The organism is Psychrosphaera saromensis (genome assembly GCF_002954545.1).
GTDB lineage: Bacteria > Pseudomonadota > Gammaproteobacteria > Enterobacterales > Alteromonadaceae > Psychrosphaera > Psychrosphaera saromensis.
Genome location: NZ_MSCH01000003.1, coordinates 2076642 through 2098348 on the forward strand (window position 1 = coordinate 2076642; position 21707 = coordinate 2098348).

Sequence of the window (21707 nt, forward strand, 5' to 3'; positions counted from 1 at the left end):
GCGGTTTTTTTATGGCTGTTAATTGTAACTTTCTTTTGTAGTAACCAATATATTAATTAAAGCGTCATAACTACATTAATTAAATCGTCATAACCATCACTTTAACTACAAGTAGGTATATTTATGCATTGTCCATTTTGTTCAGCAACGGAAACTAAAGTAATAGATTCTCGTTTAGTTGGCGGTGGTTCTCAGGTTCGTCGTCGTAGAGAATGTAATCAATGTAACGAGCGTTTCACTAGCTTTGAAGGTGCAGAGTTAGTCATGCCTAAAGTGGTAAAACGCGATAGTAAACGTGAACCGTTTAACGAAGATAAAATGAGCGCTGGTATTTTACGAGCGTTAGAAAAAAGACCAGTAAGTACAGAACAAATAGAACAGTTAATTTTAAGCATTAAAAAAGAAATAAGAATGACGGGTGAAAGAGAAGTCAGTTCTGAGTTTATTGGTAACTTGATCATGGATGGATTAGTGCAAGTAGACAAAGTGGCTTATGTTCGATTTGCATCTGTGTATCGTTCTTTTGAAGACATTAAAGAGTTTGGCGAAGAAATCGCAAAAATTGGCCAACAAGCTGATAAGAAAACTGAACTTAGCAAGCGACAATCTAAGCTGTTCGAATAGAAAGCTATTTGAATAAAAGCGTAACTTTGAGTACAAGATAACATTATGAGTTTTTCTTTAGCCGACCATGAATTTATGGCCAAAGCCATTAAATTGGCACAAAGAGGCCAATTTACCACTAGCCCAAATCCCAACGTGGGCTGCGTTATTGTAAAAAATAACGAAATTATTGGTGAAGGTTGGCATAAAAAAGCCGGTACAGGCCATGCGGAAGTTAACGCGTTAGTTAATTTAACCGCAGAGCAAACAACAGACGCCACAGCTTATGTCACGTTAGAACCTTGCAGTCACTTTGGTCGAACGCCACCTTGTGCAAATCAATTGATAGACGCGAATATTAAGCGCGTTGTGGTTGCTATGCTAGATCCTAATCCATTAGTGGCAGGCAAAGGTATCTTGTTATTAATGCAAGCAGGGGTTGACGTAAAACTTGGTTTGTTAGAACTAGATGCAAGAGCACTTAATTTAGGTTTCCTGTCCAGAATGGAAACTAAACGTCCGTTTGTGTCCGTTAAAATGGCATCGTCTTTAGATGGTAAATCGGCTCTTGGTAACGGACAAAGTAAATGGATAACGGGTGCAGAAGCACGTGCTGACGTACAAACGTACCGAGCCAAAGCTTGCGCTATATTATCTACGGCAACAACTGTAATTGCCGACAACGCAAAATTAAACGTACGTGCAGAACAACTTAACTTTTCTTACCCGTTTGATGATGTGGTAAAAGAGATAAGACAGCCAATAAAAATTATCTTAGATAGCCGTGGCGATTTGGATGATAAACATCAGAGTGAACTGGCGTTATTTGACGGCAAAGAATCTACAGTGTCTGGCACATCAATTATAATTGTAAGAAAAGACTCGGACGAGTTACCAGCAAGTGCACACAATAATGTTAGTTATATCCAGTTACCTTATGATGAAAGTGCTAACCGTTTTGACATCGGGGCTTTGTTGGATTGGTGTGGTAAAAATGAAATTAATAATTTGTGGGTAGAAGCGGGCGCTAAATTGGCCGCTAGTTTTGTTGAGCAAAGTTTATTCGATCAACTTATTGTTTACATAGCGCCTAAAATTATGGGCATGAATGCACAGGATGTTATGCCTGTTGGACCATTTGATGCTATGGAACAAACGATTGAATTACAACTTAAAACATTAACGCTGTTAGGCCAAGATATGCGTCTAAGCTATGTTAATAAAAGCTATGTTAATAAAGTCGCTGTTAAAGCAGTAGATATTAAAGAATCTGAGGAATAATCTGTGTTTACAGGAATTGTTGAAGCAATTGGTAAAATAACGTCTTTACAAAAAAAAGGCGGAGATTACCAAGTAACCGTTAACAGCGGTGACTTGGATTTATCAGATGTGAAATTAGGTGACAGTATCGCAACAAACGGTGTTTGCTTAACGGTTGTTGAATTATCAAGTAACGGATACGTTGCTGATGTATCAAATGAAACGATTAAACACACAGGTTTTGCCCATTATAAAGACGGTCAGTTAGTGAATTTAGAAAAAGCCATGTTACCAACGACTCGATTTGGTGGGCACATGGTAAGTGGTCATGTTGACACTGTGGCCAAATTAACTCGTGTAGTTAATAATGGCAGAGCCATTGATTTATGGTTCGATTTACCAAAAGAAATTGCCAAGTACATAGTAAAAAAAGGCTCTATAACCATAGACGGCGTAAGTTTGACGGTAAATGAAGTAGAAGCACAACAGTTTAAATTAACCATAGTGCCGCATACTTCTGAGCAAACAACGTTAGAAAAGTTAACAGTAGGTGCTGCAGTAAATGTAGAAGTTGATATAATCGCCCGATATGTGGAACGTCTGGTCAGTAAATCAGATGATGGCGTCACTATGGGTTTATTAGCAAAGTCAGGTTTTTTGAAATAGAACCTTCATTTTAGATTTAAACGATTCTGGTAGAAGAAATGAAATTAAATACCCCTGAAGAAATAATTGAAGACATCCGTCATGGCAAAATGGTCATTTTGATGGACGATGAAGATAGGGAAAATGAAGGTGATTTGATCATGGCAGCAGACATGCTAACGCCTGAACATATTAACTTTATGGTAACGCACGCACGTGGTTTGGTGTGTTTGCCAATGACAGAAGAAAGAGCTATCGCCCTTAACTTGTCACTTATGGTAGATAATAACAATGCTGCATTTGCGACTAACTTTACGGTTTCGATTGAAGCTGCTGAAGGTGTTACTACTGGTATCAGTGCAGCGGATAGATCTCGTACAGTACAAGCTGCTGTGTCGGTAAATCCAAAGCCATCAGATATCGTTCAGCCTGGTCATATATTTCCTTTAGTCGCTAAAAAAGGCGGCGTATTAACTCGTGCGGGTCATACAGAAGCAGCGGTCGATTTAGCTCGTTTAGCTGGCAGAGTAGAGGCAGGCGTTATAGTTGAGATCTTAAATGAAGATGGCTCAATGGCACGTCGCCCAGATTTAGAGATATTTGCAGAAAAACACGATATAAAAATTGGCACCATTGCTGATTTAATTGAATACCGTAATTTAAATGAAACTACCGTTGAGCGTATTGCGAAATGCAAATTACCAACTAAATTTGGTGAGTTCGACTTATATACCTTTAAAGACACGATTGATGAACAAGTACATTTTGCTTTAGTTAAAGGTAATATTACAGAACAAGAAGCACCTTTGGTTCGTGTTCATTTACAAAATACCTTTAGTGATCTTTTATCATCAGACCGCTCGGTTAATAGAAGTTATGCTATCGACAGTGCCCTTGAAAAAATTGCTGAAGAAGGCGGTGTATTTGTCTTGTTAGGTAAGCAAGAAGATACAGCTGACTTAATTAACATTGTTAAACGTTTTGAAGCGGAAGATTCAGGCGAAACCTTAGCGCCAGCTAAATGGAATGGAACATCACGTAATGTTGGTGTTGGTTCACAAATACTAGCGCAATTAGGTATTAAGAAAATGCGACTACTAAGCTCACCTAAAAAGTATCATGCTTTGTCTGGTTTTGGTTTAGAAGTAACTGAATACGTAAGTGAGTAATATGTAAATGATCAGTAATTGTTATTTTTCTAACGAATACTGATCAAAGTTTTAAATACCCTAGGTATTAGCAAGCTTATCCCTAACATCAAATATTTTGTTGTGTTATTATCGCGCAAAATTTTTTAAGTAAAATAGTAAGGTTTACGAATGAACATAATTGAAGGTAACTTCCGTGCTACAGGCAAAAAATTTGCGGTTGTAGTTTCACGTTTTAATCACTTTATTGTGGACAGTTTATTAGATGGTGCGCTTGACGCATTAGATCGTCACGGTGAAGTGAGCGATGACGATATTACCGTTGTTTATGTTCCAGGTGCGTATGAACTTCCTGTTGCTGCTAAAAAAATGGCTAAGTCAGGCAAATTCGATGCAATTATTGCTATTGGTGCAGTAATTCGTGGTGGAACACCACATTTTGATTTTGTTGCTGGCGAATGTAACAAAGGTCTAGCAAGTGTTTCTTTGGAATTTGATATTCCATTAGCATTTGGTGTGATCACAACAGATAGCATAGAACAAGCCATTGAACGTGCCGGCACAAAAGCGGGTAACAAAGGTGGTGAAGCCGCATTAAGCGCGCTTGAAATGGTCAACGTTATGGCTCAACTTTAGGATTCTCATTTAATGAAACCAGCTGCAAGAAGAAAAGCCAGAGGATTAGCGGTTCAAGCTATTTACTCTTGGCAGTTAAGTCACAACTTAATTACAGATGTAGAACAACAAATGTTGTTAGACAACGATGTATCAAAAGTAGATGTGCAATATTTCCAAGAATTAATTCGCGGTGTTGTTGCTCATTGTAAAGATCTTGATGAGGCATTAACGCCTTATACAGAACGTCCATTTGCTGAAGTTGATCAAATCGAAAAAGCAATTTTACGGTTAACTGCATTTGAACTTAAATATCGTGTTGATGTGCCATATAAAGTGGCAATTAACGAAGGTATCGAGCTTGCTAAAAAGTTTGGTGCTGACGATAGTCACCGTTTTGTAAATGGTGTATTGGATAAAGCGCTTAAAGATTTACGCGTACCATTAGTATAAATAAAATGTACATAAAGTGTTGTAGGAAATTGGTATGAAAGAGTTTGAGCTCATTCGGAAATATTTCTCCGAGCGTGGGCCTAAACGCAAGGATGTAGTGTTAGGCGTTGGCGATGACGCCGCTCTAACACGAGTACCGCAAGACAAGCTTCTTGTTATTGCCACAGATTCGATGGTTGAAAATACCCATTTTTTCCCAGATACATCTCCTCGTTCAATAGGTCACCGTTGTCTCGCTGTTAATTTAAGTGACTTTGCCGCTATGGGGGCTGAACCTGCATGGGCGTCGGTTGCTATTACGTTACCAACAGTAGATGAAGCTTGGATTGAAGAGTTTGCCAACGGTTTATTTGAAGTTGCAGAATATTGTAATGTGCAAATAGTTGGTGGCGATACAACTCAGGGGCCATTAGCGGTTACGGTTTGTTTGAAAGGTTTTGTGCCTGAGAATAAAGTCCTGTTGAGAAGTGGCGCTAAAGCCGGTGATTGGATTTATGTTACCGGAAGTTTAGGTGACTCTGCGTTAACGGTTGCATCAAAGCTTAATAAAATAAATGTACCTGCTGGGCTGTTAGCTCAAGCAGAGCAAAAATTTAACTTCCCTGTGGCTCGATTAGCGGCAGGTCAGGTGCTTCGTCGTGCAGCAACGTCTGCAATTGATATATCAGATGGTCTAATTCAAGACCTGTCACATATACTTACAGCTTCAAAAGTCTCGGCTGAAATAGACGTAGCAAGTTTACCTATATCTTCGGCTGTTACCGCTAGTCTAGATGAAGATAGTGCGATTGTTATGGCATTAATTGGTGGTGAAGATTACGAGTTATTATTCACACTTCCAGAAGAGCAAAAAGGCTATTTAGAACAAAATGCCACTGCTATGGGCGTTGATTTTACTTGTATAGGTCAAATCAGAGGTGGGGATAACGGTATCAGCTTAGTTAAAGCTGGTGATAAGTACCCGACGCCAAACATGAATGGATACCAACATTTTTCTTCTGAGGAAAACTAATGTCAGACCCTGTCGAACAAAATAAAGTAGAAGCTGTGCAAACTGAAGAAAGCCAAACCCAAGAACAGAAGTTCAATATGTGTAATAAAGTACATTTATTGGCAACTGGATTTGGGAGTGGTTTATTACCAGTAAGTCCTGGAACTTTTGGTACAGTAGCGGCTATTCCTTTCTATTTATGTTTTGTTTATGCGCCTGATTGGACTTTTTGGTTATTCACTTTACTCACTTGTTTGGTAGGTCCATATATTTGTGGCAAAGCGGCCGACGATATTGGCGTACACGATCATAAGTCTATTGTATGGGACGAGTTTGCTGGATTTTTCATTACCATGTGTTTTGTGCCGTTTACTTGGATGAACGTACTCGCTGGATTTATCCTGTTTCGTTTTTTCGACATTATCAAACCTTGGCCAATCTCTTGGCTAGATAAGCACGTACATGGCGGAACAGGCATTATGATAGACGATATAGTCGCTGGTATTATCTCAGCGGGCATATTGTTTTATATACAGCCTTTTATAAACTAAATTAAATCACTAAATTATCTCAGTAAGTACAGCTCACTATCAAGTGAGCTGAGTATGCCAATCAAAGCACTCATTTATTTGATTAACAGTTCAACAGCTAACACTAACCAGTATTTAGCTTTACAGACCCCTTTAATACCTAATACAAGGCTTTCAAATCCCCCCTGTTTTACGTTAATATTTTGATGTTAAATTGTAATATAAAATAACCCCTATCTAATCAAACAAAGTAAGAAGAGTTCCGCCAATGCCCGAACCTGATCTAAATCGAGTCATGACATTCGTAACACCACAAGAGCTTGGGCAGTGGCTTAAAGCCAATCACAACGTAGAAACTGAGTTGTGGGTTAAGGTATTCAAAAAAGGGACGAAAGTACCAAGTGTGACTTGGGATGATATTGTCATTGAGTCTTTGTGTTGGGGCTGGATTGATGGCATTAAAAAGTCACTAGATGAGCAAACTTATCTTCAGCGTATAACGCCTAGAAAGGCGAGAAGTAACTGGTCGAAAAGGAATGCAGTTCATGTGGATCGTTTGATTAGTGAAGGGCGAATGAATGAGTCTGGACTGGTACATGTTCGTGCCGCCAAAGCGGATGGCCGATGGGATAATGCGTATGTGGTCAGCGAAATGACAGTACCTGATGACTTTCTAGCTGCATTAGAGGGGAAACATAAAGCGAAGCAGTTTTTTGATACGCTTAATAAATCAAATCGTTATGTTATCGCGCATGGATTAACAAGTGCAAAGAAGTTGGAAACCAGAACTAGGCGCTTTGTAAAATTTATGGATATGATGGAACGTGAAGAAAAACCGGTTTAGTTTATTTCATTTTCCCAGCTTGGTAATGTTTTGACAGTTTTAGGTTTGTTGTAATTGAGCTAATTTATAGGCATAAAAAAAGCCCTACAAAGTAGGGCTTCTTTATTACAAAAGAGATGAGTGATTAATCTTTTTTGTCTTCTTTAGTTGTCGCTTTTTTAGAACTGTCTTTGTCACTAAGCTCTTCATCATTGTTGTCACCAACAACATGTTCTAGCTTTAATTTCTTAACGGTTCTTATTGTGATCACTGGACCAGAAAGGGCGTAAAGCGCAAATACTGCTAATAATATTTCTGCAGGGCTTGCCGCTACAAATGTAAATATTAAGACAATAACTAGTACTGCAACAAAAGAAACCTTTCCACGCCACTCAATTTCTTTAAATGAGCTATAACGGAAGTTACTTACCATAAATAAACCACATAGAGCAGTAATAATGGCTAACGGTATGCTGTAATCGTGGCCACTAACATCATAACCAACACCACACCAAACTAATGACGCAATAACAGCCGCGGCGGCAGGAGATGCTAAACCTTGGAAATAACGTCCATCAGCTACGCCAATTTGAGTATTAAAACGTGCAAGTCTTAATGCAGCACAAGCAACATATATAAATGCAGCTAACCAGCCAAACTTACCTAAGCTACTTAAACCATAGTTATAAGTGACTATTGCAGGGGCAACACCAAAAGAAACAATGTCAGCCATGCTGTCATACTCAGCACCAAATGGACTTTGTGTATTTGTCATTCGGGCTACTCGGCCATCTAATCCGTCAAAGATCATGGCGACAAAAATAGCAATTGCAGCAGCTTCGAAGTTGCCATTCATAGAAGAGACTATGGCAAAAAAGCCTGAAAATAATCCAGCGGTAGTTAGCAAATTAGGAAGCAAATAAATACCGCGATGAGTTGTGGTTGGAGAATCTGATTTGTTTGTCATATAACCTTGATACTATCTAGTTAAAATTACTTTTATTACTTGGCAAAATAATAACATAGTTATTGTTCTGACAAAATAATACATTTACACATTAAAACTAACAGAAGTTAAACTTCTATATTAGTTATTCAGTCGTTGTTTCTTCATTACTTATAGGTGTTAACGGCCAGCCACCTAATTCTTTAAATCTATTTACCATATAACAGAACAGGTCTGCGGTTTTTTCTGTATCGTAAATTGCTGAATGAGCTTCTTTATTATTAAAGCCTAAACCCGCTTGAATACAAGCTTGAGCCAATACCGTTTGTCCTAATGTTAATGCTGCAAACGACGTAGTGTCAAAAGTAACAAAAGGGTGGAAAGGAACACGTTTGTATTTTTCTCGTTCAATAGCGGCCATGAAAAAACCATGATCGAATGAGGCATTATGAGCCACAATGACGGAACGCTGACAACCCGCTTCTTTTTGCCCTTTACTCACTGCTTTACAAATTTCTTTTAACATTTCACTTTCAGGTACTGCGCCACGTAATGGATTAAACGGGTCTATTCCATTAAAGTCGATAGCAGCTTGCTCTATGTTTGCGCCTTCAAATGGCTCAACATGAAAATGGATTGTTTTATCTTTTTCTAATACACCATCAGCATTCATTTTTAATGTTACAGCTGCAATTTCTAATAATGCGTCGGTCTTTGCATTAAAACCAGCGGTTTCAACGTCGATAACCACAGGATAAAAACCACGAAAGCGTGAAGATAATAAATTGGGATCTTTTGACTTGGACTCGACTTTATTAACATCGTTTTTGGTGTCAGAGGTTTCTGTAGTTGGGGTTGAATTCATTGACAAAGCATTAACCAGATTCAGATAAATTTTATCTATTATCTCATGCAAATGTTTTTTGTGCATTGGCAATTTATATAAATTGGCACTTTATGTGACTATATAATCTAGTTCTATACTCAGTGTTGCTTATTTGGTCATCAAGATGTTTAATTTAATGCAGCTTTACACTCGCTGCATTGGTAGATTGTGGATATGAAAATAAACCGTAATTGGTTTTATATTCACAGATCACTTAGTTACTATGCGTTGTGGTATTTTTATTGCTTACTCTAATCAAATGTTAATTAATACTCAGCGGACTCATCGTTAGGACGTTACTGTATGATTAACACAGTTTATAACCTAGACTTATCAGTGAAGTATCCTTTTACTTGATTTATAAAGACTAAATAGCAAAGTAGAGTATGAATAAAATTAAAATAATTTTTATCTTAGTGGCAATCGTATGCCAAATTTTGCCGTTGTCGGCTAACGCTGACTACCGTCGCTATTCTGGCACATTGGGTAATTCAAAGTGGAATGTCACCACAGAATCAAAATTACAATGTGATTTAACTCACCAGATCCCTAATTACGGCTACGCCATTTTTAAAAGTGAAGCGGGAAAAATTGTTAATTTAGGTTTTGAGTTAGACATGATGCGTTTACCTGCGGATTATAGTTTAGCTAATATAGAATCGGTTCCACCTAATTGGCGTCCAGGAACCGCATCAAAACAAATTACAACTATGCAATGGCGCAAGCAATTCAATGGTGATGTTGATGAAAATTCAGCTTGGGTGATGCTAACTGAATTAGAAAAAGGTTATTTCCCAACGTTATATTATTCTGACTGGCACAATAAAAGCGACCGAGTTGCAGTTGCGTTATCGGCCACCAATTTTACCGATAGCTATTATAAGTTTTTAAACTGCATGGACAATTTGTTGAAATACAACTTTGTTGATATTGCTCAATTGGATTTAAATTTTGAATTTGGCGGTGCGGTTTTAGATAAGTCTTCAAAAGTAAAACTGGCTAAAGTGAGAGAATACTTAAAGTACGACAATGAAATCGAATCGATTACAGTCAAAGCTTATAGCGATTCTTGGGGCGGACGTTGGAAAAACTTAGAGGTATCTATTAAGCGAGCGGAAGAAATAAAACAACTGCTTGTTGATGCGGGTATTCATGAAAGTAAAATAACCATTGAAGGTTTTGGTGAGAAACGTCATGTGGCATCAAACCAGAATGAACTAGGCCAACAAGCGAATAGACGTGTGATTGTTGAAATGATTAAACCTTAAGTATTAGCACACTAAGTTAGCGTTACTACCATAAGCGACTGTATAAATTGGTGATAGGCTAAGAGGGCGTTAGTCGGTTGCTATTTATAAATAAAAAAACCTAATCATTTATGATTAGGTTTTTTTGTTTGAGTGATTTAATTCACCGTAAGTTATTAGGATTTATTAGCGAGTTTCATGGCTCGTTTTTTTAATTCTTCCATCTGTGCATCAATACTAATGACATTGTTGAGTTTATAACTATCGATACTGTCGTCCATATCCATTGCCGAGGCGGCTATGTTTTTAGCTTCATTCGCCACACTTTCCGCACCAATAACATTCTCACTAGATTGTTCATAAATGATTAGGATATTTTTATTCACTTCTAATATCGCATCACTTTGATCGCTAGTATTCATAGATACTGAGTCAGTGACTTCTTGAATTGCAGCTATTTTATCAACGATTACGTTTAATACATTTTCTATTTGAGCCGCTTTTTCAGCGCCTGAAATTGCAAACTCTTTACCCACGTTAATAACCTCATAGGATGTAGTTGCACTTTCTTGTAACTCTAATACTAAACTAGATATCTCTTCTGTGGAGTCTTGGGTTCGTTTAGCTAAATTTCTAACTTCTTCTGCGACAACTGCAAAACCTCGTCCTTGTTCGCCGGCTCTTGCTGCTTCTATTGCGGCATTTAATGCCAGTAAATTGGTTTGATCAGCAATTGATTTAATCAACTCTACCATTGACGATATATTACCAACTTTTTGATTGAGCTGCTCGATGGCTTCTGCAGAATTAGACATTTCATCGGCAGAACGTCTTATCACTGTAACTGCTTCTTCAACCGATTTTTTACCTGATTGAGATTCTTCTAATACTAAATTTACGTTAGCAGCGTTGTCTTTCATCGACTCAGAAATAACTTGTACATTGGTACTCATCTCTTCTGCAGCCGATGCGATAGTTTGAACATTTGCTTGTTGCAATAACAAGTTAGATTGACTTTGACTAATGGCTATTGCGGTTTCATGGACAGAGACGGTAATATTTTTAGAGGTGTTACTAAACATAGTGAAGTCTTCACTAATCAAAGTTAATATTTTATTTACGTTGACGGCAATATTACCTAATTCATCTTCACTGATGACTTCAATAACCCGAGTTAAATCTTTATTTTCAAGTATGTAACTAATAGTCCCATCAATGGCAACGGATTGTCTTTTACGTAATCTTAATGCCATGAATAGTAAAGCTGTCGCAATTAGCCCAGCGGTTAAAATAAGACTTTGGCGTATTAAAAGTGACTGGGCTTCTTCTATACTTTCTATTGCCGTTTTATCAATTATATTCAGTAACTCAGTTTCCGTCTTTGCTTGTAACTCGATATATTTAGTCGATGCATTAAACCATTGGCTGGCCGATATATTATAATTGGAGTCTTGCGATCTTACTTTATTACGGAACTCTTCAACCGCTCTAGCTTCAGGAGCATCAAAGGAGGCTTGTATTATTGCCATCAGCTTTTTTGGTGCAATTTCTAACGATTCTTTTTTAAACACGTCTTGTTTAGTGATCACCGTTAAATGCTTATCGGATAATTCTCTAGAAAATTGGTCATTGGTAAATACGGTACTTAGTATTGCTCTTTCAATACCTAGCTTTTCTTTAAAACTACTTAAGTTGTAAACCGAAAATAGTTCGGTCGCAATAAGAGGGTCATAAGTATTCTTTGATGTTTGTACTACAAAGTGTAAACCTAGTTCGTTTAGTTCAGTGTATTGCGTAATGGCGGTTGATGAATTTATTGTTTTGGAATCAACCTTGTTTTGTAAGCTTTTAATTTGACTGTAGCCTTGGATAAATTCATCGACAATTTTTTTACCAGATGGGGTTACTGGTATTTCTTTTACTATTTTAATTAGCTGCTGAACGGATTTTTGTGTTGCGGTTCTTTGGTTTCGTAATTCATTTTTGTTCTTTTCTCCATTGGAGTTCATAAACCCAGCGGTATAACCTCTTTCTTTTTGTAATTCATGTACGACTGATAATACGGATTGAAGTACAACGACATCATGCTCAGTTTGAACAGCGTGTTGAATGACTACATTGGTTTTAATTAAATCCGCACTGATCACAAAAGTTAATAGCAAAACGGGGATTAATAGCACTTTGGTTAAGTGTTTAGACATTAACTTTGATAAGTTTTCTACATTCATTTAACGTACCTACATAGCAATTGATAAAAAAGTATAATTGGCAAAGTATGGTCGGTTATTGGTATTTTACTAGTTAGCGAGGTTTTTTTTTAGATTAATGCTTTTACTCATATTCTATTTATCGGTTTTAATTGGATCTTTTTAATAGCTCTTTTTATTAGAAAGGATATTAATATTAACTAATATCAGTTCTTGCTTTTATTTCGCTTTAAAGCCCTAACTTGAAAACGAATCGGGGCAACAGACTTTATTAACCTATCAGATAGAGGACTTTGTTGGTTTAACATTAATGATGCTAAATGTTTTGCCATTAACGGAGCTGTCGTTAATCCTCTTGCGCCTAATCCTGTCATTATAAACAAGCCATGCAGATCTGAATTTGGATGTGTTGCATTGGCAAAGTTATGGCTGTTTTTTGTTTTTTTATCTTCTGCTGCCAAAGACCTGTTTACATTTTTCAGTTTATCCAAACGTTTTAATTTTCCATTATTTTGATCCACATTGTCCTTTACCCAGTAATTACTCATAACTTCGCCAACTATTGGATGGTGATCTTGGCTAGTCGCTCGTATCGCTGCATTTTGACCAATGATGTCATGCTCAGTTATTTGTCTGGCCCAATCTTGTTGTTCGTATACTTGTTGTAATTGGTCTAGGTTTTTAAGGTTATCCGCTGGGTTGCTGGTTTCATTGTTATTGCCACGCTCAAAAGTAGCGCCAAAACATTGTTGCTGGTTATGCGCTGGTGTCATGTAACCATTGTGGCAAAGAACGGTTTTTAGCTCAGATGCCATGCTTACTGGGTTTAAATGTGAAACTTGGCCACGGATAGGGATAATATCAAATTGCTGAGTCTGACTATATTGATTGGCTAAATGGCCGGAGCAAACGGCGACTTGATCAAATACACAGGGAATAAGTTCTGCATGGCTTTCTAGTTGCCATTTATCTTGTTCTGTTTGGTTTAACTTTGATATATCTGTGTTTGCTTTGATTGAAAGATTAAAATTTGCAGTTAAATATTTAGCTGTGTTTTGGCAGAACTGTTGTGGCCAAATCCAACCACCATCTTTGAAATATAAGCTTGGGAAAGGTAAAGCTAGATTGGCACGATGTGAAGATTGTTCAGCTGAAATGAATTGGCCATGAGATGGCCATTCATTGGCTATTTGCTGTAAGCGCTCTACAAGTTCAGGAGTAAATGCTTGTTGTAATACGCCACACCATTGATGTGCAAAATTGACATTTATTGAGTTTATTTGTTTATAAAAATCAACAGAATAGGGGTAACATAAGTCATAAAGCTCAGCCAGTACCGAGAATTGTCCACCTTGTAATAGGGGATAAATAGCGCCTTGTTTATTACCCGAGCCACGAGAACCTAAGCTCTCGTCACTGCAATACAGGGTAATGTCTAATTCTGGGACTAATGAGAATAACTGATAAGCCAAACATATTGATGATATTCCACCACCGATAATAGCGATTTTGTGCTTTTTTTCTTTTGTGGGGCTATCAATAGGGGAATAACTCGCTGCACTTTTAAATAATTCGGCATTCATCTTTTGGACTTAATGTTGATTTAACGTAATTAATTACTTGGGAGTAGGTATAAACAAGGGACATGGTAGCCCCTAAATATAACAAAGGTAACCTGTTTTTTTAGATTTAATCGTCAATGTGTCGCGCTAATTTTTATTCAGCTAACACTTGTTCGCTGAAATTAGACCAGTTAAGATAAAAATACAGGTAGAATACAGAAAATTTTAAGTCTCACTTAGGAATTCAGAATGAAAAGAGCCGTTATTACAGGTTTAGGTATTGTTTCAAGTATTGGTAACAATAAAGCAGAAGTATTGGAAAGTTTAAAAACTGGAAAATCAGGTATTACTGCATCGGAGCAATTTAAAGAATATAACTTACGTTCACAAGTATCTGGCAGCATCGACCTAGATGTTACTCAGCTTATTGACCGTAAAGCGATGCGTTTTATGGGTGAAGCTTCTGCTTATGCTTATATCGCCATGCAAGAAGCAATTGATGATTCAGGTTTAACGGATGAGCAAGTATCTAATCCTCGTACTGGTTTATTAGCTGGTTCTGGTGGTGGGTCTTCTAAAAACCAAATAATCGCGTGTGATATTTTACGTGAAAAAGGCGTTAAACGTGTAGGTCCTTACCAAGTACCTCGTACTATGAGCAGTACTTGTTCTGCAACATTGGCAACTCCGTTTAAAATTAAAGGCATTAACTATTCAATCAGTTCAGCTTGTGCCACGTCTTCACATTGTATTGGTGCTGCATTAGAGCAAATCCAACTTGGTAAACAAGATATTGTTTTTGCCGGTGGCGGTGAAGAAGTTGATTGGACATTAGCGGGTATGTTTGACGCTATGGGTGCGTTATCGACTAAATATAATGATACGCCTGAACTTGCTTCGCGTACTTATGATGCAGATCGTGACGGATTCGTTATTTCTGGCGGCGGCGGTATGGTTGTTGTTGAAGAATATGAGCATGCTGTGGCTCGTGGCGCTAAAATTTATGCTGAAATCGTAGGTTATGGTGCAACGTCTGATGGTTATGACATGGTTGCTCCATCAGGTGAAGGCGCTGAGCGTTGTATGAGAATGGCGCTTGAGACAGTTAAAGGTCCAGTTGATTACTTAAATACTCATGGTACAAGTACACCAGTGGGGGACGTTAAAGAACTAGGCGCTATTCAAAACGTATTTGGTGGTAATTCACCAATGATCAGTGCGACTAAAGCAATGACAGGTCATGCACTTGGTGCAGCTGGCGTTCATGAAGCAATCTACAGCTTATTAATGATGGAAAACAAATTTGTTGCCCCATCTATTAATATTTCAAACTTAGATGAACAAGCGGAAGGTTTGAACATTATCACGACTGCGACAGATGCTGAGATTACAACCGCAATGTCTAACAGCTTTGGTTTTGGTGGCACAAATGCCACATTAGTATTCCAAAAAGTATAACGACTGTTTTAACACCAAGCTCAAAGTTTGATCTTGGCTGTTAAAATTAGCTGTTAAAATTAACCATCTAAATTTAGTTATTAAATTGAAATTTATTTGGTTCTTAAAAACCTGAAATATCGTATGATGTTTCAGGTTTTTTTATAGCTTTGAAAAAGATGACGAATGAATATATTTATAGATGAAAACATTCCTTACGCTGACGACTTTTTTTCTGACATAGGTGAGATAACTCGCTTTGCCGGACGTGAGTTAACCGCAGAACAAATGACTCATGCCGATATTCTGTTAGTTCGTTCTATCACTAAGGTTAACCAGACGTTGTTATCACAAGCGGATAAGTTATCTTTTGTGGGGACGGCAACCATAGGTGAAGATCATATAGATAAAACCTTGTTAGCAAACAAGGGCGTTACATTCACCTCTGCACCAGGTTGTAATGCGGTCTCGGTGGCTGAATATGTTATTTCATCCTTATATGTACTGGCCGAAAAATATCATTTTGATTTATTAACAAAAACCGTCGCTATTGTTGGTGTGGGTAATATCGGCAAGGCGTTACAGAAAAAGTTAACGGCATTAGGCATTAACTTATTGTTATGCGATCCCGTCAGAGAGCAAACGGAAGATGGGTTTGTTTCATTAGATTACGCGTTAACGCATGCCGACGTTGTCACTTTCCATACCCCGTTAACCGCAAACGGTGACCACCCGAGTTTTCATTTATTAAATGAGGCAAATATTCAATTATTAAAACAAGACGTATGTTTAATAAATGCAAGTCGTGGGGAAGTGATTGATAACCAAGCTCTGTTAAATGAAATATACCGTCGAGATAAAAACCAAGAATTAACCATTAAGCTGGTATTAGATGTTTGGGAGAATGAACCTAATCCGCTATTAGAGCTTATTGAATATACCGACATTGCAAGTGCCCATATTGCAGGGTACAGCTTAGAGGGTAAAGCCCGTGGCACAGAAATGCTATATCAAGCAGTGTGTCAGCATTTGAATTTACCCGTCGTTAAAAAATTAGATGAGTTATTACCAATTCCAAGCGTTACTCAGCTAACGTTAAACAACCAAGAACAAGACGTGAATCAATTGAAGCAGGTGATCCATTTAGTTTATGACCCAAGACGAGATGATGCTTTATTTAGAAATTTACTCGCGGTAAAAGGCTTTGATTGGCTACGTAAAAACTACCCAATGAGACGCGAATGGTCATCGTTGAAATTAGAACGCATATCTAATAATCAAAAAGGATTAAATTATTTGCAAATAGGGTTTGACGTTTAGACGTCTAGACGGTAGTTTTAGTGCAAAAGCACTAACCAATAAAAATAATTGTTTATGACCCCTTTAACTTAAGTAAGTAACTATCTAAGTTATTTACTTAAGTTAAACCGGGATAAACATCATTCAACAGCAGAGTATTAAAATGTCAGAACAAAAATATAATGTCGCAATATTAGGTGCCACTGGTTTAGTTGGTCAAAATCTAATAGAAATTTTAGAACAAAGAAATTTTCCAGTAGGGGAATTGTTTCCTTTAGCTAGTGCTCGTTCAGCCGGTTCGACAGTTAAATTTAAGGGAAAAGACGTTGAAGTACTAAATGTTGATGATTTTGATTGGACTAAAGCCCAAATAGGATTATTTTCTGCTGGTGGTGATGTTTCAGCTAAATACGCACCTATTGCCGCTGAGCAAGGTTGTGTGGTTATTGATAACACGTCACATTTCCGTTATGAACCAGATATTCCTTTAGTTATTCCTGAAGTTAACCCACAAGCGGTTGCTGATTTCAGAAACAGAAATATTATTGCTAACCCTAACTGCTCTACAATCCAAATGTTAGTGGCGTTAAAACCAATCCATGACGCATACGGTATTGACCGTATTAATGTGTGTACTTACCAGTCAGTAAGTGGCGCTGGCAAGTCAGCCGTAGATGAATTAGTTGGGCAAACCGCACAATTAATGAATGGCCGTCCAGTTGAGTCTAAAATATTCCCAATGCAAATGGCGTTTAACGTTATTCCTCAAATTGATGTGTTTGAAGATAACGGCTACACCAAAGAAGAAATGAAAATGGTGTGGGAAACTCATAAAATATTTGGCGATGACTCTATTGGCGTTAACCCAACGGCAGTACGTGTACCGGTATTTTACGGTCATGCTGAAGCAATACATTTAGAATTACGTCAACCGGTTACCGCTGACGATATAAAAAATGTGCTTGAGCAAGCTCCTGGCGTAACCTTAATGCCTGATGATGCAGACTATCCAACGCAAGTGACGCACGCAAGTGGACAAGACACTACGTTTGTTGGTCGTGTTCGTGAAGATATTTCACATCCAAATGGTATTAACTTATGGGTTGTGGCTGACAATATTCGTAAAGGTGCAGCAACAAATAGTATTCAAATAGCAGAAGTACTTATTGCTGATTATCTATAATTTACACTAGATAGAACAAGGCCTCTTTAATAAAACTAAAGAGGCCTTTTTTTTGGTCGATATAATATGCGTAATAAAGTATTTTTAGGCTAGATTCATAATAGTAAGTTTTATTTCGAATAAAACTGGTATGTGCTTTGCTTTGAAAATGTATTAGTGTTTAAATTTACTTGTATTTTGATCTCCTGAGTGCTGTAATTTTTATTGTAACTCGGTAATTCGTCTATCATTTTTGTAAAATATTTTGGAAGTTAGTTAATGCGATTAAGCCTTAAAGTCCTTATAGTTCTAATAGTTACTAGTATTTTTACTGGTCAAACTTTTGCTAAGTCTGAGTCAAAATTACGAGGCCCTAAAGGCGTTGACTACGGAGAGATCGGGGTTCAGTACGGACCAACCTCCGAAAAAGACACTATTTGGAAACTCGGCAATAAGTTCCGCTTTAAAAATGACGTTACCGTCAACCAAGTCATGATCGCTATTCTAAGAAAGAACCCAAGAGCATTTGAATTTGAAAACCTAAACGGTCTGTATGACGGTGTATTCATTGACATCCCGAGCCATAAAGAAGTAAAAGCAATCGATCCTAATTATGCCAAACGCAGAGTTGACGCTGACAGTGAACTTTGGGCGGCAAGAATGAACGGTACTTTTACCGCTGGCCAACAAGAAAGATTGTTGAGCCCGATAGAAGACGCTAAACAGCAAGATTTGAAACAAGCCAAAGAAGAACTATCTGAAAAAATTAAAGAAGCGAGTGTTGAGCAGGCTGTAAAATTTGATAATTTACAGCAAAAATTCTCAACATCAGTAAAAACAATAGAAAACGTATTAGAAGAAAGCCAAACAAATCAAGATAAGCTAACAGTGTTAGGCGATAAAATTGGATTGTTAGAGCAAGACTTAAGTGCGGAAATAGAACACAGACAATTATTAACGGATCAGTTAAATAAAATCATTAACATGACTCAAACTCAACTTGAAATGGCGCAAGCTAGAGAGTTTGAAGATAGTCAATCTTTTGGTAACCAGCTTTCTAACTTCTTCAAAACAACATTTGGCATGATAATGCTGTCGGTAATACCCGCACTATTAGTTCTATTTGGTGCCATGTATTATTTACGTAAGAAAGACGAGCAAAAGAATGCAGAAAACGAATTTTTAGATCAACCATCGATTCTTAATCAAGACTTCTCTTCTTCATCTAACGCAGATGATTATTCGTCAGAATCAATGGGTGACTTAAATGATGCTCTATCTGACTTAGACATGAGTGATTCGTTGGACGAGTCGATTGAATTAGATGATGAACTTGATTTACTAGATGACTCTTTTGATGATGACGACTTATTGACAGATGATAATTTGTTATCTGGCGATGACGACGAAGTATTGTTAGATGATGATTTAGATAGTGATGATTTACCAGAAAGTGACTTAGACACCTTGTTAAGTGAAGATCTTATCCCTGAGGCACCTGATGCCGATGATGAGGAAGGGTTCGATGCTGACAATGTACTTGACGCTGGTGATATAGAAGAATTGTTAGAAGAAGATGATGCCGACGATGACATTGCTGGCATTGACATCGATGAAGACGACATTGACGAAGATGAAATTCTAGATACAAGCGTAGATGATGTAGACGCGATAATGGATGAGCTTGGCATCAATACAAATGATGATGAAGCTGAAGACGACCTTGGTTTTGATGAAGACGAAGATGAATTCGATATAGACAATGTATTAGACGAAGAATTATCTGAAACAGACGATGAGTTTGATATAGATAATGTATTAGATGCTGAGACATCTGAAACGGACGATGAGTTAGATATCGACAATGTATTAGATGCAGAGACATCTGAAACAGAAGATGAGTTTGATATCGATAATGTATTAGATGCAGAGACATCTGAAACAGAAGATGAGTTTGATATCGATAATGTATTAGACGAAGAATTATCTGAAACAGACGATGAGTTTGATATAGACAACTTATTAGATGAAGAGTCGGCCGAAGATGAAATTGATGTTGAAGACGGGCTAGAGATTGCGTCAACAGACGACGAATTTGATATCGACAATTTACTAGACGAAGAACTAACAGAAGAGTCAGATGAGCTTGAAGAAACAGAAGCCCTAGACGACGCTGAATTAACAGAAGAGACGGAAGAGCCTGAGCTTACAGAAGAATCTGAATTAGCCGAATCTCCAGAAGACCAAGAACTAACAGAAGAATCTGATGAGCCTGAAGAAACTGAAGAAACTGAAGAAACTGAAGAGAATGTTGACTCGGCAGCTGTTGACTTGAATGAATCAGAACAAGAAAGCGATTTACCAGAACAAGATCTTGAAGCGAGTTTAGAGTTGGATTCATACCCTGAATTAGACTTAGATGAAGCACCAGAAACTGAATCAGACACTGAAGTTGATGAAGAGTTACTCGACTCTGAATTAGATGCGTTGGAATTAGATGAGTTAGAGTCGGATGAATTAGAATCTGATATCGATGAAGCTGACGACAGTGAAATCTCAATTGATGACCTAGGTGATGAATTAGATGCTGATGTAGACACTGATGCAACTGATGACCAAGACCCTGATGATCACGACTCTGATGATCACGAGAGTGCGTTAGAAGATGTGTATCCAGATTTAGAGTTAGGAGGTTCGGAAAACGATCTAGATGACGAACTCGTTGTAAACGATGCTGATAACGTAGTTATTGATGATCTAGGTGATGATTTAAGTGTTGGTACAGATGAAACTAACAGTGCAGATGATTCAGGCGAAATGGATATTAACTCTTTAATGACAGAGTCAGAAGAGTCGGCAGAAGAGCTACTAACGGACGAAGATTTAATAAGTAGTAGTTTTAATGAAACTGATATTAACGACTTATTAGAAGACGACAGTACAATAGAAACTGACGGCGAATTAGAAGCTGAAGCAGAATTTAACTCTGACCTTGAAGCTGAAGCTGAGTCAGAATTTGAAGCTGAACCAGAGCTTGAAGCTGAACCAGAAGTTGAAGCTGAGCCAGAAGTTGAAGCTGAGCCAGAAGTTGAAGCTGAGCCAGAAGTTGAAGCTGAGCCAGAAGTTGAAGCTGAGGCAGAAGTTGAAGCAGTGCCAGGATTTGAAGCTGAACCAGAAGTTGAAGCTGAACCAGAGCTTGAAGCTGAGCCAGAAGTTGAAGCTGAGCCAGAGCTTGAAGCTGAGCCAGAGCTTGAAGCTGAACCAGAACTTGAAGCTGAGCCAGAAGTTGAAGCTGAGCCAGAAGTTGAAGCTGAACCAGAATTTGACACTGAAGCAGAATTTGATGGCGAAGCTGAGTTTAACGCAGATCCAGAAGATGAATTAGACCCAGATGCAGATCCTAGTGATGAAGAAATTGATATTGATGAATTAGAGAACTCTGATTTTGATCAATTACTATCAGAATTATCAGAAACGGAAGGCGATGAAGAGCCTGCTGATAATACGCCAGAACAAGGTGCTGAGACTGACATAACGTTAGATCAAGCTGATGATGTTGATGCTAGTGCGCAAAAAGATTATGTTAAAGTCGATACTTTAATGAATCAATTAGATGACATAGACGAAGATGCTATTTCAGACGACTTAGATGTTGATGTTGGTTTAGACGATTTTGACGAGCTTGATGAAAATCGTGGCTCTGTAGACGTTGACCAAGACTCTGGTGGTTACGGTTCTAACTTAGATATTATCAGAACATATATTGACATGGATGATGAAGAAAGCGCTCGAGCTGCTATTTCAGAAGTGTTAAATGGTGATAATGATCAGGCTAAAATGGAAGCAAAAGAATTATTAAAAGAGTTAGATCAAGAATAAAGCTTTGTTTAACA

Annotated in this window: 18 protein-coding genes; 14 read left to right on the forward strand and 4 right to left on the reverse strand. The window is 37.8% G+C overall.

The window, feature by feature from the left end:
• The first annotated feature begins 123 nt into the window (after positions 1-123).
• The 9 genes from nrdR (at position 124) to BTO11_RS09325 (ending at position 7089) form a co-directional block, all read left to right on the forward strand.
• Positions 124-624, forward strand: a complete 501-nt coding sequence (gene nrdR, locus BTO11_RS09285) for a transcriptional regulator NrdR (protein WP_105052348.1) — start codon at positions 124-126, stop codon at positions 622-624.
• A gap of 45 nt (positions 625-669) precedes the next feature.
• Positions 670-1884, forward strand: coding sequence for a bifunctional diaminohydroxyphosphoribosylaminopyrimidine deaminase/5-amino-6-(5-phosphoribosylamino)uracil reductase RibD (gene ribD, locus BTO11_RS09290; protein ID WP_105052349.1), 1215 nt, complete (start codon positions 670-672; stop codon positions 1882-1884).
• 3 nt (positions 1885-1887) lie between these two features.
• Complete coding sequence (locus BTO11_RS09295; protein ID WP_105052350.1) at positions 1888-2529, forward strand: riboflavin synthase; 642 nt, start codon at positions 1888-1890, stop codon at positions 2527-2529.
• 38 nt (positions 2530-2567) lie between these two features.
• Positions 2568-3677, forward strand: a complete 1110-nt coding sequence (gene ribBA / locus BTO11_RS09300; RefSeq protein ID WP_105052351.1) for a bifunctional 3,4-dihydroxy-2-butanone-4-phosphate synthase/GTP cyclohydrolase II — start codon at positions 2568-2570, stop codon at positions 3675-3677.
• Between the two features lie 150 nt (positions 3678-3827).
• A complete protein-coding gene (ribH, locus tag BTO11_RS09305; RefSeq protein WP_105052352.1) occupies positions 3828-4292 on the forward strand; it encodes a 6,7-dimethyl-8-ribityllumazine synthase in 465 nt (154 codons plus the stop codon).
• Between the two features lie 12 nt (positions 4293-4304).
• Positions 4305-4724 carry a transcription antitermination factor NusB gene (gene nusB / locus BTO11_RS09310; RefSeq protein ID WP_105052353.1) on the forward strand — a complete coding sequence of 140 codons (420 nt, stop codon included), beginning with the start codon at positions 4305-4307 and terminating at the stop codon, positions 4722-4724.
• Between the two features lie 34 nt (positions 4725-4758).
• Complete coding sequence (thiL, locus tag BTO11_RS09315) at positions 4759-5736, forward strand: thiamine-phosphate kinase (RefSeq protein WP_105052354.1); 978 nt, start codon at positions 4759-4761, stop codon at positions 5734-5736.
• 77 nt (positions 5737-5813) lie between these two features.
• Entirely contained in the window at positions 5814-6266 is a 453-nt protein-coding gene (locus BTO11_RS09320) for a phosphatidylglycerophosphatase A (RefSeq protein WP_229793323.1), read from the forward strand.
• Positions 6267-6513: 247 nt separating this feature from the next.
• Positions 6514-7089: a YdeI/OmpD-associated family protein gene (locus BTO11_RS09325; protein ID WP_105052356.1), complete on the forward strand. Its 576-nt coding sequence runs from the start codon at positions 6514-6516 to the stop codon at positions 7087-7089.
• A 124-nt stretch (positions 7090-7213) separates the two neighbouring features.
• Here the strand turns inward: BTO11_RS09325 and pssA are convergent, their stop codons facing one another.
• Together pssA and rnt are read right to left on the reverse strand one after the other, a co-directional pair.
• Entirely contained in the window at positions 7214-8035 is an 822-nt protein-coding gene (gene pssA / locus BTO11_RS09330) for a CDP-diacylglycerol--serine O-phosphatidyltransferase (RefSeq protein WP_105052357.1), read from the reverse strand.
• A 124-nt stretch (positions 8036-8159) separates the two neighbouring features.
• Positions 8160-8879, reverse strand: coding sequence for a ribonuclease T (rnt, locus tag BTO11_RS09335; RefSeq protein WP_105052358.1), 720 nt, complete (start codon positions 8877-8879; stop codon positions 8160-8162).
• A 407-nt stretch (positions 8880-9286) separates the two neighbouring features.
• On the opposite strand from rnt, the gene BTO11_RS09340 reads away from it, so the two are divergent.
• Complete coding sequence (locus BTO11_RS09340; protein WP_105052359.1) at positions 9287-10168, forward strand: flagellar protein MotY; 882 nt, start codon at positions 9287-9289, stop codon at positions 10166-10168.
• A gap of 155 nt (positions 10169-10323) precedes the next feature.
• Here the strand turns inward: BTO11_RS09340 and BTO11_RS09345 are convergent, their stop codons facing one another.
• Both BTO11_RS09345 and mnmC1 read right to left on the reverse strand, forming a co-directional pair.
• Positions 10324-12375, reverse strand: a complete 2052-nt coding sequence (locus BTO11_RS09345; protein WP_105052360.1) for a methyl-accepting chemotaxis protein — start codon at positions 12373-12375, stop codon at positions 10324-10326.
• A gap of 185 nt (positions 12376-12560) precedes the next feature.
• A complete protein-coding gene (mnmC1, locus tag BTO11_RS09350; RefSeq protein ID WP_105052361.1) occupies positions 12561-13937 on the reverse strand; it encodes an FAD-dependent 5-carboxymethylaminomethyl-2-thiouridine(34) oxidoreductase MnmC1 in 1377 nt (458 codons plus the stop codon).
• A 228-nt stretch (positions 13938-14165) separates the two neighbouring features.
• On the opposite strand from mnmC1, the gene fabB reads away from it, so the two are divergent.
• The 4 genes from fabB to BTO11_RS09370 all read left to right on the forward strand — a co-directional run bounded on the left by fabB (position 14166) and on the right by BTO11_RS09370 (position 21693).
• On the forward strand, positions 14166-15374 hold the full coding sequence (gene fabB / locus BTO11_RS09355) for a beta-ketoacyl-ACP synthase I (protein ID WP_105052362.1): 1209 nt from the start codon (positions 14166-14168) through the stop codon (positions 15372-15374).
• A 165-nt stretch (positions 15375-15539) separates the two neighbouring features.
• Positions 15540-16673, forward strand: coding sequence for a 4-phosphoerythronate dehydrogenase (locus tag BTO11_RS09360; protein WP_105052363.1), 1134 nt, complete (start codon positions 15540-15542; stop codon positions 16671-16673).
• A 142-nt stretch (positions 16674-16815) separates the two neighbouring features.
• On the forward strand, positions 16816-17835 hold the full coding sequence (locus BTO11_RS09365) for an aspartate-semialdehyde dehydrogenase (protein WP_105052364.1): 1020 nt from the start codon (positions 16816-16818) through the stop codon (positions 17833-17835).
• A 258-nt stretch (positions 17836-18093) separates the two neighbouring features.
• Positions 18094-21693 carry a FimV/HubP family polar landmark protein gene (locus BTO11_RS09370; protein ID WP_105052365.1) on the forward strand — a complete coding sequence of 1200 codons (3600 nt, stop codon included), beginning with the start codon at positions 18094-18096 and terminating at the stop codon, positions 21691-21693.
• Positions 21694-21707: the final 14 nt, after the last annotated feature.

Bases quoted from the DNA above. Each gene is read 5' to 3' on its own strand.
- nrdR (WP_105052348.1), top strand. From the start codon at position 124: ATGCATTGTCCATTTTGTTCAGCAACGGAAACTAAAGTAATAGATTCT.
- ribD (WP_105052349.1), top strand. From the start codon at position 670: ATGAGTTTTTCTTTAGCCGACCATGAATTTATGGCCAAAGCCATTAAA.
- ribBA (WP_105052351.1), top strand. From the start codon at position 2,568: ATGAAATTAAATACCCCTGAAGAAATAATTGAAGACATCCGTCATGGC.
- ribH (WP_105052352.1), top strand. From the start codon at position 3,828: ATGAACATAATTGAAGGTAACTTCCGTGCTACAGGCAAAAAATTTGCG.
- nusB (WP_105052353.1), top strand. From the start codon at position 4,305: ATGAAACCAGCTGCAAGAAGAAAAGCCAGAGGATTAGCGGTTCAAGCT.
- thiL (WP_105052354.1), top strand. From the start codon at position 4,759: ATGAAAGAGTTTGAGCTCATTCGGAAATATTTCTCCGAGCGTGGGCCT.
- BTO11_RS09320 (WP_229793323.1), top strand. From the start codon at position 5,814: ATGTGTAATAAAGTACATTTATTGGCAACTGGATTTGGGAGTGGTTTA.
- BTO11_RS09325 (WP_105052356.1), top strand. From the start codon at position 6,514: ATGCCCGAACCTGATCTAAATCGAGTCATGACATTCGTAACACCACAA.
- pssA (WP_105052357.1), bottom strand. From the start codon at position 8,035: ATGACAAACAAATCAGATTCTCCAACCACAACTCATCGCGGTATTTAT.
- rnt (WP_105052358.1), bottom strand. From the start codon at position 8,879: ATGAATTCAACCCCAACTACAGAAACCTCTGACACCAAAAACGATGTT.
- BTO11_RS09340 (WP_105052359.1), top strand. From the start codon at position 9,287: ATGAATAAAATTAAAATAATTTTTATCTTAGTGGCAATCGTATGCCAA.
- BTO11_RS09345 (WP_105052360.1), bottom strand. From the start codon at position 12,375: ATGAATGTAGAAAACTTATCAAAGTTAATGTCTAAACACTTAACCAAA.
- mnmC1 (WP_105052361.1), bottom strand. From the start codon at position 13,937: ATGAATGCCGAATTATTTAAAAGTGCAGCGAGTTATTCCCCTATTGAT.
- fabB (WP_105052362.1), top strand. From the start codon at position 14,166: ATGAAAAGAGCCGTTATTACAGGTTTAGGTATTGTTTCAAGTATTGGT.
- BTO11_RS09360 (WP_105052363.1), top strand. From the start codon at position 15,540: ATGAATATATTTATAGATGAAAACATTCCTTACGCTGACGACTTTTTT.
- BTO11_RS09365 (WP_105052364.1), top strand. From the start codon at position 16,816: ATGTCAGAACAAAAATATAATGTCGCAATATTAGGTGCCACTGGTTTA.
- BTO11_RS09370 (WP_105052365.1), top strand. From the start codon at position 18,094: ATGCGATTAAGCCTTAAAGTCCTTATAGTTCTAATAGTTACTAGTATT.